Annotated in this window: 13 protein-coding genes; 1 reads left to right on the plus strand and 12 read right to left on the minus strand. The window is 71.0% G+C overall.

What is annotated here, in order from left to right; all coding sequences use genetic code 11:
- Window position 1: 1 nt before the first annotated feature.
- From carA to AC2AXK_RS06435, 6 genes are all read right to left on the minus strand, one after another.
- Complete coding sequence (carA, locus tag AC2AXK_RS06410) at window positions 2-1,273, minus strand: glutamine-hydrolyzing carbamoyl-phosphate synthase small subunit (RefSeq protein ID WP_484344526.1); 1,272 nt, start codon at window positions 1,271-1,273, stop codon at window positions 2-4.
- A complete protein-coding gene (locus AC2AXK_RS06415) occupies window positions 1,270-1,854 on the minus strand; it encodes a PH-like domain-containing protein (RefSeq protein WP_484344527.1) in 585 nt (194 codons plus the stop codon). The genes carA and AC2AXK_RS06415 overlap by 4 nt, the downstream gene beginning before the upstream one ends.
- The gene (locus tag AC2AXK_RS06420) at window positions 1,851-3,209 is read right to left on the minus strand and encodes a dihydroorotase (RefSeq protein WP_484344907.1); all 1,359 of its coding nucleotides are present in this window, start codon (window positions 3,207-3,209) and stop codon (window positions 1,851-1,853) included. Before AC2AXK_RS06420 ends, AC2AXK_RS06415 begins: the two co-directional genes overlap by 4 nt.
- Complete coding sequence (locus AC2AXK_RS06425) at window positions 3,209-4,216, minus strand: aspartate carbamoyltransferase catalytic subunit (RefSeq protein ID WP_484344528.1); 1,008 nt, start codon at window positions 4,214-4,216, stop codon at window positions 3,209-3,211. Before AC2AXK_RS06425 ends, AC2AXK_RS06420 begins: the two co-directional genes overlap by 1 nt.
- Window positions 4,213-4,839, minus strand: a complete 627-nt coding sequence (pyrR, locus tag AC2AXK_RS06430; RefSeq protein ID WP_484344529.1) for a bifunctional pyr operon transcriptional regulator/uracil phosphoribosyltransferase PyrR — start codon at window positions 4,837-4,839, stop codon at window positions 4,213-4,215. The genes AC2AXK_RS06425 and pyrR overlap by 4 nt, the downstream gene beginning before the upstream one ends.
- A 120-nt stretch (window positions 4,840-4,959) precedes the next feature.
- The gene (locus AC2AXK_RS06435) at window positions 4,960-6,687 is read right to left on the minus strand and encodes an AMP-binding protein (RefSeq protein ID WP_484344908.1); all 1,728 of its coding nucleotides are present in this window, start codon (window positions 6,685-6,687) and stop codon (window positions 4,960-4,962) included.
- A 99-nt stretch (window positions 6,688-6,786) separates the two neighbouring features.
- Between AC2AXK_RS06435 and AC2AXK_RS06440 the strand changes: the two genes are divergently transcribed.
- The gene (locus tag AC2AXK_RS06440) at window positions 6,787-9,003 is read left to right on the plus strand and encodes a putative bifunctional diguanylate cyclase/phosphodiesterase (protein ID WP_484344530.1); all 2,217 of its coding nucleotides are present in this window, start codon (window positions 6,787-6,789) and stop codon (window positions 9,001-9,003) included.
- A gap of 109 nt (window positions 9,004-9,112) precedes the next feature.
- On the opposite strand, the gene nusB is transcribed toward AC2AXK_RS06440, so the two are convergent.
- The 6 genes from nusB to AC2AXK_RS06470 all read right to left on the minus strand — a co-directional run bounded on the left by nusB (window position 9,113) and on the right by AC2AXK_RS06470 (window position 12,220).
- Window positions 9,113-9,529 (minus strand): transcription antitermination factor NusB, encoded by a 417-nt coding sequence (gene nusB, locus AC2AXK_RS06445; RefSeq protein WP_484344531.1) that lies wholly within the window; start codon window positions 9,527-9,529, stop codon window positions 9,113-9,115.
- A 1-nt stretch (window position 9,530) separates the two neighbouring features.
- Entirely contained in the window at window positions 9,531-10,094 is a 564-nt protein-coding gene (gene efp / locus AC2AXK_RS06450) for an elongation factor P (RefSeq protein WP_484344532.1), read from the minus strand.
- A gap of 123 nt (window positions 10,095-10,217) precedes the next feature.
- The gene (locus tag AC2AXK_RS06455; RefSeq protein WP_484344533.1) at window positions 10,218-10,634 is read right to left on the minus strand and encodes a hypothetical protein; all 417 of its coding nucleotides are present in this window, start codon (window positions 10,632-10,634) and stop codon (window positions 10,218-10,220) included.
- On the minus strand, window positions 10,631-11,293 hold the full coding sequence (locus AC2AXK_RS06460; RefSeq protein ID WP_484344534.1) for a sigma factor-like helix-turn-helix DNA-binding protein: 663 nt from the start codon (window positions 11,291-11,293) through the stop codon (window positions 10,631-10,633). Before AC2AXK_RS06460 ends, AC2AXK_RS06455 begins: the two co-directional genes overlap by 4 nt.
- A 65-nt stretch (window positions 11,294-11,358) precedes the next feature.
- Window positions 11,359-11,808, minus strand: a complete 450-nt coding sequence (gene aroQ, locus AC2AXK_RS06465) for a type II 3-dehydroquinate dehydratase (protein WP_484344535.1) — start codon at window positions 11,806-11,808, stop codon at window positions 11,359-11,361.
- Window positions 11,809-11,857: 49 nt separating this feature from the next.
- On the minus strand, window positions 11,858-12,220 hold the full coding sequence (locus AC2AXK_RS06470) for a hypothetical protein (RefSeq protein ID WP_484344536.1): 363 nt from the start codon (window positions 12,218-12,220) through the stop codon (window positions 11,858-11,860).
- Window positions 12,221-12,228 lie beyond the last annotated feature (8 nt).

Here is a 12,228-nt window from a genome sequence, read left to right on the forward strand (position 1 = left end):
GTCAGTTCTCCTTGTCGGACGTCATGCCGGGGGCGGTGCCAGCGGGGTCGGCGGACAGGCCGGCCGCGGTGCGCGCACCCGAGCTCATGAGGTCGAGGAATCGGTCGAAGAGGTACGCGGCGTCGTGGGGACCCGCGGCTGCCTCGGGGTGGTACTGGACGGAGAACGCGGGGATGTCGAGGCACTCGAGGCCCTCGACGACGTTGTCGTTGAGGCCGACGTGCGAGACGACGACCCGCCCGTAGCGGCCTCCGTCGTGCGGCGCGGTCGCCTCCTCGCCGATGGGCGCGTCGACGGCGAAGCCGTGGTTGTGCGAGGTGATCTCGACGCGTCGCGTCGCGAGGTCCATGACGGGCTGGTTGATGCCCCGGTGGCCGTACGCGAGCTTGTAGGTGCCGAACCCGAGGGCACGCCCGAGGATCTGGTTGCCGAAGCAGATGCCGAAGTACGGCAGGCGGCGGTCGAGGACGGCGCGCAGCAGCTCGACCTCGTGGGTCGCGGCGCCGGGGTCGCCGGGCCCGTTGGAGAAGAACACGCCGTCAGGTGCGAGCGCCTCGATGTCCTCGATCGTCGACGACGCGGGGACGACGTGCACGCGCACGCCGCGCTCGGCGAGGCGCTGGGGAGTCATCGTCTTGATGCCGAGGTCCACGGCCACGACCGTGCTCACCGGGTCCGTTCCCTCGAAGGGTCCGCAGGGCTCGATGACGTAGGCCTCGGGGGTGCTCACCTCGTTCGCGAGGTCGGCGCCGGACATCGACGGCGTCGCGCGCACATCGGCGACGAGGTCCTCGATGGACCGCGGGTACCCGTTCGCCAGCAGGTCAGCACCGGAGAAGATCGCGGCGCGCATGACGCCGCGGTCGCGCAGGTGACGGGTGAGGGCGCGGGTGTCGATGTCGCTGATGCCGACGACGCCCTGGGCGACGAGCTCGTCGTCGAGCGACCGCTCCGAGCGCCAGTTGGACGCGCGACGGGCGGGGTCGCGGACGACGTAGCCGCTGACCCAGATCTTCAGGGACTCGTGGTCCTCGTCGTTCACACCGGTGTTGCCGATGTGCGGGGCCGTCATCACGACGATCTGGCGGTGGTAGGACGGGTCCGTGAGGGTCTCCTGGTACCCGGTCATGCCGGTGTTGAAGACGATCTCCCCGCGCGTCGTCCCGACGGCGCCGTACGAGCGTCCGGCGAAGGTCCGGCCGTCCTCGAGGACGAGGAGCGCCGAGTCGGTCACCTCGCCGGTCGGCTTGGTCGCGTGCAGTTGCGTGGTCACTCGGACTCCTCGGGGTCGTTCTGCGAGTCGGGGATGTGTGTGCCGGCGGGTGTGCCGGAGGACTGGTGTGAGGTGAGGGACCCGACGGCGGCGACGAGCACCGCACGGTCGGCCCGTGCGACCCGGAGGCCGGTGTCGAGGAGCGTCGTCGAGCCGTCCGGCGCCGGCGTCGCCCAGCTGAGGACGACGAGACCGTCCTTGCCGACGTACTTGCCCGCCATGCCGGGGCTCAGGGTCACGCCGCGCACGGCAGCGACGGGCACGAACACGTCGGCCGCTCCCCCACGCTCGATGAGCACGCCGGCGTCGAACACCTGCACGACGGCGGAGGACCGGACACCCAGGTCCGAGGCGACGACCCGGGCGAGCCAGTCGCCCGACGTCGTGCTCGAGACGTACGTGGCCGCGATGGGCTCCGTGCGGGGCGCGCCGAGCGACGTCGCGGGCGGGACGGACGGCAGCTCGCCGACGAGGGACGCGGAGCGCTGTCCGCGGCGTCGCCAGCCGAGCCACATGAGGACGAGCATCGCTGCGCCGACACCGAGCATGATCGCGACAGCGACCGGCAGGGGAAGGTTCACGCCAAACCGCCGGACTGCTCGACGGGCACGCCGTCGAGCACGGTCGCACGGCCACGCAGGAAGGTCGCGACGACCTGCCCGGGGAGCTCCCGACCGCCGAACGGCGAGTTGGCCGAGGCGGTGGCCTGCTCGGCGGGCACGACGACCCGCCGCGCTGCCGGGTCGACGAGCACGACGTTCGCGGGCTCACCGACGGCGAGCGGGCGCCCCTGGGGACGGTCCCCCTCGGTGATGCGGCCGATGCGTGCCGGCGCGGCGGACAGCACGCGGGCGACGTCGGCCCACGTCATCCGGCCCGTGTCGACCATCGTCTGCTGCACGATGCTCAGCGCCGTCTCGAGCCCGGTCATGCCGAAGGCCGCCGAGGCCCACTCGCAGTCCTTGTCCTCGCGCGTGTGCGGGGCGTGGTCCGTCGCGACGATGTCGATCGTCCCGTCCGCGAGGCCCTCCCGGACCGCCTCGACGTCGGCCTGTGTACGCAGCGGCGGGTTGACCTTGTACAGCGGGTCGTAGTCCCGGGCGAGCTCGTCGGTGAGGATGAGGTGGTGCGGGGTGACCTCGGCCGTCACGTCGACCCCGCGGGCCTTGGCCCACCGGATGAGGTCGACGGACCCTGCGGTGGACAGGTGGCACACGTGCAGGCGCGAGCCGACGTGCTGGGCGAGCAGGACGTCGCGCGCGATGATCGCCTCCTCGGCGACCGCGGGCCAGCCCTGCAGGCCGATCTCGGCCGAGACGACGCCCTCGTTCATCTGCGCGCCCTCGGTGAGGCGGGGTTCCTGTGCGTGCTGGGCGATGACGCCGTCGAACGCCTTGACGTACTCGAGGGCACGGCGCATGAGGATGGGGTCCGACACGCACTTGCCGTCGTCCGAGAAGACGCGGACCTGCGCGGCGGACGACGCCATCGCGCCGAGCTCGGCGAGGTGCGTGCCCTCGAGGCCGACGCTCACCGCGCCGACCGGGTGGACGTCGACCCAGCCGGCCTCGGCGCCGATGCGCCACACCTGCTCCACGACACCGGCGGTGTCCTGGACCGGGGTCGTGTTCGCCATGGCGTGGACGGCGGTGAACCCGCCGACGGCTGCGGCCCGCGTCCCGGAGCGGATCGTCTCGGCGTCCTCGCGTCCCGGCTCACGCAGGTGGGTGTGGAGGTCGACCAGGCCGGGCAGCGCCACGAGTCCCGCGGCGTCGATGACCCGCGTGCCGTCGGGGACGGGGTCGTCCGACCACAACGTGCCTGCGGGGGCGATCTCCTCGATCACTCCCCCGGCGAGCAGCATGTCGACCGCGTCACCACCGAGCGGGTGCACGCCCCGCAGGAGGTACCGGTCCGTCGTCGTGCTGGGAATCATCACTGCCCTGCCCTCTCCTGCGAAACCTCGGTCGAGACGTCTCCTGCGAGCAGGAGGTAGAGCACCGCCATGCGCACCGCGACACCGTTGGCCACCTGCTCGACGATCACCGCGCGGGGTGAGTCGGCGGCCTCTGCGGAGATCTCCAGGCCGCGGTTCATCGGGCCGGGGTGCATGACGATGGAGTGGTCCGGCAGCAGCCCGAGCCGGCGTGCGTCGAGCCCGTAGTTGCGCGTGTACTCCAGCGGCCCGGGGAAGAAGCCCCCGCCCGCGCTGCTCATCCTCTCGCGCTGGACCCGCAGCATCATCACCGCGTCCGGCTGCTGGTCGGCGAGCACCTCGTCGAGGTGGAACGACACGTCGCACGGCCACTGCTCGACGCCCACGGGAACGAGCGTGGGTGGGGCGACGAGCGTGACGTGCGCCCCGAGGGTGTGCAGCAGGTGGACGTTCGAGCGGGCGACCCGTGAGTGCAGCACGTCACCGACGATGGCGACGCGGACGCCCGCCAGGTCTGTGCCGATGACGGAGCCCGGGTCCGTGACGCCACCGGAGGCGTCGACGTGGCGTCGGATCGTGTACGCGTCGAGCAGCGCCTGCGTGGGGTGCTGGTGCATGCCGTCCCCGGCGTTGATCACCGCGGAGTCGACCCAGCCGGCGTGGGCCAGCATGTGCGGGGCACCGGACGCCTGGTGGCGGATGACGACGGCGTCGGCGCCCATCGCCTGGAGGGTCAGCGCGGTGTCCTTGAGCGACTCCCCCTTCGAGACGCTCGAGCCCTTCGCGGAGAAGTTGATGACGTCTGCCGAGAGCCGCTTCGCGGCCGTCTCGAAGGAGATGCGCGTGCGGGTGGAGTCCTCGAAGAAGAGGTTGACGACGGTCCGGCCGCGCAGGGTCGGGAGCTTCTTGATCTCCCGTGACTGCGTCGCCGACATCTGCGCCGCGGTGTCGAGGATACGGATCGCGTCCGCGCGGGAGAGGTCCCGCGTGGTGAGCAGGTGCTTCACGCCGCGCCTCCCGCCGGGTGGCTGATGAGGACGGCGTCGTGCCCGTCGGTCTCCTCGAGGAGGACGCGCACCCGCTCCGTGAGCGACGTCGGGAGGTTCTTCCCGACGTAGTCGGGGCGGATCGGCAGCTCCCGGTGACCGCGGTCGACGAGGGCGGCCAGCTGGACGGCCCGCGGTCGGCCGACGTCGCTGATCGCGTCGAGCGCTGCACGGATCGTCCGGCCCGAGAAGAGCACGTCGTCGACGAGGACGACGACCTTGTCGTCGATCCCGCCGTCGGGCAGGTCGGTCGAGCCGATCGCGCGCGGCGGCTGGCGGTGGAGGTCGTCGCGGTACATCGTCACGTCGAGCGTGCCGACGAGTGAGGAGGCGTCGAGACCGGGCTCGACCTCCGCGATCCGCTGCGCGAGACGCTCCGCGAGCGGGGCGCCACGGGTGGGGATCCCGAGGAGGACGACGTCGGCGCCGCCCTTGTTCTTCTCGAGGATCTCGTGCGCGATGCGGGTGAGCGCACGGGCGATCTCGGTGGCACCGAGCACCTCGGTGGTCGAGGTGCTCATGGTGGCAGGGGCGGACGCGTCGTTCGCGTCGTGCCCGGAGGGCGTGACAGGGCCAGACGTCATCTGGCGACCTCCTTCTCCGCCTCACGGGACGGCTCTTAAAGGATGTCTTGCAGGATGCTTCACCCTACCGTCCTCACGGGCTTCGCCCGGCCAGGCGTCCGCAGGGCGGACCGCGACGGATCACTCCGGGTCGTTCTTGAGCACCCGCTCACGCACCACGCGGCGCAGCACCTTGCCGATCTGGGAGCGGGGCAGCTCCCGGACGATGACGAGCTGACGCGGCAGCGCGTACCGCGCCAGGCGCGTCTCGCACCAGGCGCGTACCGCAGCGAGGTCCACGGGGTTGGCGTCGGAGGCGAGCACGAGCGCCGCGACGACCTTCTCCCCCAGGTCCCCACCCGGGACACCGACGACTGCCACGTCGTCGACGCCCGGCATCTGTCGCAGCCACTCCTCGACCTGCGACGGGAAGACCTTGAACCCGCCGGTGATGATCATCTCCTTGATACGGTCCACCACCTCGACGAACCCGTCCTCGTCGACGACGACGACGTCACCGGTCCGCACCCACGTACGCCCGTCAGCCTCGACGAGGGACTCGGCGCTCTCCTCCGGGCGCGCCCAGTACCCGGCGAAGACCTGCGGTCCGCTGATGAGCAGCTCACCGCGCTCGCCCACCCCGACGGGCCGGGTCGGATCGTCCTGGTCGACCACCCGGATGTAGGTCGACGGGAAGGGCAGGCCGAGCATCCCCGGACGACGGGCCGGGGACAGCGGGTTGCCGAGAGCCACGGGCGACGTCTCGGTCATCCCGTACCCCTCGATGGCCAGGCCCCCGGTGACCTCCTCCCACGCCGCGGCGGTTGCCGCCGGCAGCGCCATGGCACCGCAGATCGCGTAGGCGAACGACGTGAGGTCCGCGTCCGCCGCCCGGGCCGCCGTCGTGAGCCGGTCGAGCATCGGCGGCACCGCGGGCAGGAACGTGCCAGGGATGCGCCGCTGCGCGGCCAGCACCGCCACCGGGTCGAACTTCGGGAACAGCACGAGCGTCGCCGCGATGCGGATCGCGTACGACAGGCACAGGGTCAACCCGAAGGCATGGAAGAACGGCAGGACGCCGTACACGACGTCGTGCGGCGCACCCGCGGCGGCGCGACGCTCCGCACCCGTCCACTCCGCCCCCTGGACCGCGTTGGCCACCAGGTTGCGGTGGGTGAGCATCGCCCCCTTGGGCGTGCCCGTCGTGCCACCCGTGTACTGCAGCAGGGCCAGGTCGGACCCCGCCGGGCGCGGGTGGTTCGCCGGCAACGGCCTGGCTGCCCGCACGAGCGTGCGCCACCGGGGCACGCTCCGGGGGACATCGGCACGCATCGATGCCCGCAGCTCCCGCGCCCGCCCGACCGGCAGGGACAGTGCCGCCCGCTTGAGTGCCGGCAGATCGCGCGACAGGTCGACCGCCACCACCGTGCGCACCGCCGTGGCGGACTGCACCTCGAGGACGCGCAGCGCCGTGGGCTCCCAGCAGATCGCCACGACAGCCCCCGAGTCGGCGAGCTGGTGCTCGAGCTCCGCGGCAGAGTACGTGGGGTTGTGCTCCACCACGACCGCTCCGATCCGCAGCACGGCATAGAACGCGACGACGTGCGCGGCACAGTTCGGCAGTGCCACAGCAACCCTGTCCCCCGGGCCGACCCCGAGCCCGAGCAACGCCGACGCGGCCCTGGACACCTGGGCGGCGAGGTCCCGGTAGGTCGTGTGCCTGCCCATGAAGTCGAGCGCGACACGCTCCGGATGATCCCGAGCGGCACGGTCCAACGCATCGGTGAGGGGCTCGTCCGGCACCGTGACATCAGGCGCCACATCAGGTGCGTACGAGGACAACCAAGGGCGGTCGGCAGACGGCGTCATCACCCTGCCAGGCTAACCTACGCACCCGTAACTTTTGCTCACGCAGCCTCACCGGCCCAGTGTGCTCAAGTTTTTCCGTTCACTACCGATACTTGATCCATGCATGACACCACCACCGTCTGGATCGTCATGGCGCAGTGCGTCGCGGCCGGACTCGCAGCAGGACTGTGCGTCCTGCACACGGTGTGGCGCAACGACGAACGACAGCGACCGTCCGTGCACTGGACGCTCCTGTGGTCGATCAACCTCGCCGCCGTGTTCCTTCTCGACGCGCTCGCGGGTGCGACGCCCGACGGACCCGTGCACCGGACGCTGGCGATCCTCGCCACCGCGGCCGTCGCGGGAGCGCTGCTCCTCGCGCTCCCGGTGGCGCGCTCCTTCGCCGAGGGGCCGAGCTACCGCTGGCACCTCATCATCGCGAGCGTCCTGTTCTCGGCGCACATCTTCCTCCTCACCGTGGGGATCGTCGGCACCCGCAGCGAGTCGCGCGAACCTGGCCTGCAGACGGTGCTCGACATCGGCACGTTCCTCCTGCCCGCCGCGATCGTCGGCAGCTACCTCGTCATGACGATCCTGCGGTCCCCGCGGCGTCACACGCGCAAGGCTCTCCTCGGGGCCAGCGCCCTGGCCGTCGCGCTGCTCACGGCGTCCTACCTCGTCCCCGTCCCCGCCGTCCGGGCGGCGCTGATGAGCACGTGGCTCATCCCCCTCATCGTCGCCCTCGAGATCCTCGCGCTGCGCCGCATCCGCGGCAGCCAGCACAGCGCCGAGCTGCAGAGCGTCATGCGCGACGCCCAGGGCAGGATCAGCAACCTCGCCTGGTACGTCAAGGACCCGCAGTCGTTGCTGCGCCGCGCCGAGGACGAGGCACGGTGCGTCCTCGGCGACACGTCCATCCGCGGCACCATCCGCCCGTTGTCCCGCGGCCGCTTCGTCACCGAGCTCGCGCCCGCCGACCGTGTCGTGACCGACGCTGACGAGCGCAGGTTCCTGCTGTCCATCGCCAACATCGTGTCGTCCGCCGCCGAGCGGCACGCGCTCGCGGACCGCCTGAGCAAGGCGGCCTTCACCGACACGCTCACCGGCCTCGCCAACCGCGCCGCGCTCGAGGAACACCTCATGAACGCCCTCGAGCGTGCCAACGTCGAGCGCACCCGGGTGGCGCTGTACTACGCAGACCTCGACGGGTTCAAGCGCGCCAACGACCAGTACGGCCACGCATGGGGCGACCACCTGCTCGTGCTCGCCGCGACCCACCTGCGCAAGATCGCGGGTGACGATGGTTTTGTCGCCCGCCTGGGAGGCGACGAGTTCGTCGTCGTCATGGAACGGGTCGGGCGGGACGACGAGCAGCTGGCGCTCGGTATGAGGTTCCGTGGCGAGTTCGAGTCGGCCACCACCACGCGCTCGATCCCGCGCATCAGCGTCGGTGTGACGACGTGGGAGCCCGGCGCGCAGGTCGACCCGGACGCGCTGCTGCGCTTCTCCGACACGGCGATGCTCGAGGCCAAGCGCAGCAAGCGTGGCGTCGTGGTCTTCGACCACAAGCTCGAGTCCCGCGTCGCCGCCGAGGCACGCTTGCGCCGCGAGATCGACGAGGCCGTGAACAAGGGCCAGTTCTGCGTGCACTTCCAGCCCATCGTCGACACGACGACGCTCCAGGTCCGTGGCCTGGAGGCCCTGGCACGCTGGGAGGACAACGGCCGGCTGCGCGAGCCGAAGGACTGGATCGTCTACGCCGAGGACTCCGGCCTCATCGTGACGATCGGCAACATGACCTTCCGCCGTGCCTTCGCCGCGACCGAGCGGTTCGACCTGCCGATCGCGGTGAACATCAGCGCACGCCAGCTGGCGGAGCCGAGCTTCCTCGACGATCTCTCCGACGCGTGGGGCGAGCGTGACTGGCGCCTGCTCACCATCGAGATCACCGAGAGCGCACTCCTCCACGACTCGTTGCAGTCGGCGAGCATCCTGTCCCAGCTGCGCACCAAGGGTGCCAAGATCGCGATCGACGACTTCGGCACGGGGTACAACTCGCTCGCGCGGTTGTCCTCGCTGCCGGTCGACATCCTCAAGATCGACCAGTCGTTCGTCCGCGACATCGCGACGCCCACCGGCCTCGCGGTGCTGCAGGCGATCGTCGCGCTCGCCCGGGCGCACGGCCTCGAGATCGTGGCCGAGGGTGTCGAGCGGGTGCACGAGCTCGAGGCCCTCGTCGCGCTCGGCGTCACGCAGGCGCAGGGCAACATGCTCGGCCGTCCCGCCGAGGCCGTGCCGAGCACCGTCCAGGCGACGACGGGGTTCTTCGTGCGCTGAGTCCAGCCGCGCACGGGCGAATGACACGAGGCTCCGACCCTTGCAGGTCGGAGCCTCGTGTCGTTCGCCGGGCGCAGTGCCCGTCTCCTGCTGTGTCCGGCTGTGGGCCTCAGCCGCGGATCGTCGGCTTGAGCTCGAGGATGCGGCCGAGAAGACCGTTGACGAACGCCGGCGAGTCGTCGGTCGACAGGGACCGGGAGAGCTCGACGGCCTCGTCGATGGCGACGGCGTCAGGGACGTCGTCGTTGAAGAGGATCTCCCACGACCCGATCCGCAGGAGGGCGCGGTCGACGGCGGGCATGCGGTCGAGCGTCCACCCGTGCGAGTAGGTCTCGAGCAGCTCGTCGATGCGGTCCTGGTTGTCCAGGACACCTTCGACGATGTCGACCGAGTACTGCGGGAGCGACGACTCCGTCCCCGGCTCGATGACGCGGTCGGCGAGGAGGACGGCGGGGTCGAGCTGACGCTGCTCGGCTTCGAACAGGACGTCGAGCGCGCGCTTGCGCGCCTTGGTACGGGCTCCCACGTCAGTCGTTCACTCGGCCCAGGTAGCTCGAGTCGCGGGTGTCGACCTTGACCTTCGTGCCCTGCTCGAGGAACAGCGGCACCTGGATCTCGTGGCCTGTCTCGAGGGTGGCGGGCTTGGTGCCACCGGTCGAGCGGTCACCCTGGAGGCCCGGCTCGGTGTACGTGATCTCGAGGACGACCGACGGCGGGAGCTCGACGTAGAGGACGGTGCCCTCGTTCGTCGCAACCTGCGCGGTCTGGTTCTCGAGGAGGAAGTTCTTCGCGTCCCCGACCGTGGTCTCGGGGATGTAGATCTGGTCGTACGTGGAGGAGTCCATGAACACGTAGTCCGTGCCGTCCTTGTACAGGTACTGCATGTCGCTCTTGTCGACGCTCGCGGTCTCGATCTTCAGGCCGGCGTTGAACGTCTTGTCGACCGTCTTGCCGGACGTGACGTGCTTCATCTTCGTCCGGACGAACGCGCCACCCTTGCCGGGCTTGACGTGCTGGAACTCGATGACGGTCCACAGCTGGCCGTCGAGCTTGAGCACTGTGCCGTTCTTGATGTCGTTGGTGGTAGCCACGTTCGATCTTCCTGTCGGTGTTGACTGTCACGTTCACATTCGACTGCGGCCGGGGTCAGGCCGGGCACGAGGGGTCCCGGTGAGGGGCTGGCGCGCGTGGGCCGCAGGAGAGCGGAGGCCAGTCTAGCCTGCGGTGATCGCCCAACGTCCCAGGAGGCCGAGCCCGCCCGCCCAGAGCATCGAGGCGAGCGTGCCGATGACGAACCGTTCGGACGCCTCGGGGTTGTCCCGCAGCTCCGGGTAGCGCCCCAGGCCCTTGACGGCCACGAGGATCGCGACGCCGGTCGGGTAGTTGACGAGGATGAGTGCCGTGATGGCGAGGCGCTCGAGGATGCCGATCCACGTCCCACCACGCAGCGCAGCGCGGGCGCGCAGGCTGTTGGGCCCTGCGTCGGCGGCCTGCTCGGGCGCACCGCCCGGCGCCTGGCCGGCCGTGGACTGCGCGGTCGGCTCGTCCGTGGCGGTCCGTGCGGCAAGGGTGAGGACCCCGCGCGTGACGTACCAGCCGCCGACGACGCTGACCGCCAGCACCCCGATCACGATGGCGAAGATCGCCCCTGCACCCACTGGTCCGCCTCTCGTAGCAGCCGGGCCGCGAGGGGCCGGGCTGCCAGCTCTTCTGCCCACAGCGCGGAGCGCACCCGTTGGCTCACTGCCTGTTCGCTGATGCCGAGGATACGGGCCACGTCCTTCTGCGTCCTGCCGGGGCCGGGGTGCGCGGGTGTGCCGGTCGTCACGTCGGGGCGCAGGAGGTCGACGACCTCCCACCCCTGCGTGGTGCGTCGCTCGACGACGGCACCCAGCAGGCGCAGCAGCGCCTCGACGTCGGCGGCGGTGGGGCTGTCGCTCTCGACCGCGACCGGCACCGCGGTGCTGCGGCCCTTGGCCCGGTCGACGGCCGCACGGGCGTGGATGAACGCCTGCCCCGAGGCTGCCCGGCTCGTCTCCGGGAGGGGTGTGGTGACGGCTCCGATCCCCAGGCCGGCGCGCCAGCCGCCGAGCCGGACGACCTCGAGGACGACGGTGAGGGTCGAGGCGGCGTCGTCGAGGACGGCCTGGACCTCGTCCCCGACCGTCCGCTCGAACGGGAAGCGGACGCCTGGGAGGGCGTCGAGGACCGGCGCGAGGCGGGCGAGGAGCTCGGGCACCTTGTCGCCGCGGGAGGTGCTGCGTTGTTGGTCGACGGTGAGAACGAACATTGATCCAGGCTACAGGCTTGATTGCGGCCAATCAAGGCCTAGGGCTTGATTGGCGGTGCGGCGCGTCAGGGAGCGACGGACCCGTCCGCCAACGCCGAGAGCGCCAGGCGGTACGAGTCGAACCCGAAGCCGGCGATCGTCCCGGTCGCCACAGCGCCGACGACGGACGTGTGGCGGAACTCCTCGCGCGCGTAGGGGTTGGAGATGTGCACCTCGACGAGCCGCAGGCCACCCTTGGTCACCTGCGCGGCGGCGTCCCGCAGGGCGTAGGAGTAGTGCGTGAATGCGGCAGGGTTGAGCACGACGTCCGACCGGGTGTCGACGGCCTCGTGGAGCCAGTGCACGAGCTCAGCCTCGTCGTCGGTCTGACGCACCTCGACGTCGATGCCGAGCTCGCTCCCCCACCGCTCGCCCGCAGCGACGAGGTCCGCGAAGGACAGGGCGCCGTACACGTCCGGCTCCCGCACGCCGAGCCTGCCGAGGTTGGGTCCGTTGAGGATGAGTGCACGCGTCATGGTGCTGGAGCCTAGTACGGCGGGGCCACGGCCCGCGCCGGGACCCCGACTACTCGATGAGCCCGAAGGAGCGGCGCTTCGCGGCCTCGGCGTTCTTGTCCACGGCGTCCACGGCGTGGAGAGCGCGCCCGGAGACGTACGCGACACGGAACAGGAACATTCCGACACAGGCTGCGACGAGCGCGAGGACGCCCAGGATGACGCTCCACACGGAGAACCAGGTGACGACCGCACCGACGAAGCACACGACCTCGACGGCGAACACCACGGGGACGACGCGCCGTGACCGGGCGGTCGCCTCACGCACCGTCGCGAGCTGGGCCTCGGTGACGGTGTCTGCCGCCGGCTGTCCGTAGGCCGGGTGGTGGGCCGGCTCGCCGTAGGCGGGGTGGAAGGACTTCTCGGCGCTCATGGGTGTCC

This window comes from Sanguibacter sp. Z6_81, assembly GCF_057180625.1.

Excerpts from the sequence above, each read along its gene's own strand:
- AC2AXK_RS06460 (WP_484344534.1), bottom strand. The coding sequence starts at position 11,293 with ATGTTCGTTCTCACCGTCGACCAACAACGCAGCACCTCCCGCGGCGAC.
- AC2AXK_RS06440 (WP_484344530.1), top strand. The coding sequence starts at position 6,787 with ATGCATGACACCACCACCGTCTGGATCGTCATGGCGCAGTGCGTCGCG.
- AC2AXK_RS06420 (WP_484344907.1), bottom strand. The coding sequence starts at position 3,209 with ATGATTCCCAGCACGACGACGGACCGGTACCTCCTGCGGGGCGTGCAC.
- AC2AXK_RS06470 (WP_484344536.1), bottom strand. The coding sequence starts at position 12,220 with ATGAGCGCCGAGAAGTCCTTCCACCCCGCCTACGGCGAGCCGGCCCAC.
- pyrR (WP_484344529.1), bottom strand. The coding sequence starts at position 4,839 with ATGACGTCTGGCCCTGTCACGCCCTCCGGGCACGACGCGAACGACGCG.
- aroQ (WP_484344535.1), bottom strand. The coding sequence starts at position 11,808 with ATGACGCGTGCACTCATCCTCAACGGACCCAACCTCGGCAGGCTCGGC.
- AC2AXK_RS06435 (WP_484344908.1), bottom strand. The coding sequence starts at position 6,687 with ATGACGCCGTCTGCCGACCGCCCTTGGTTGTCCTCGTACGCACCTGAT.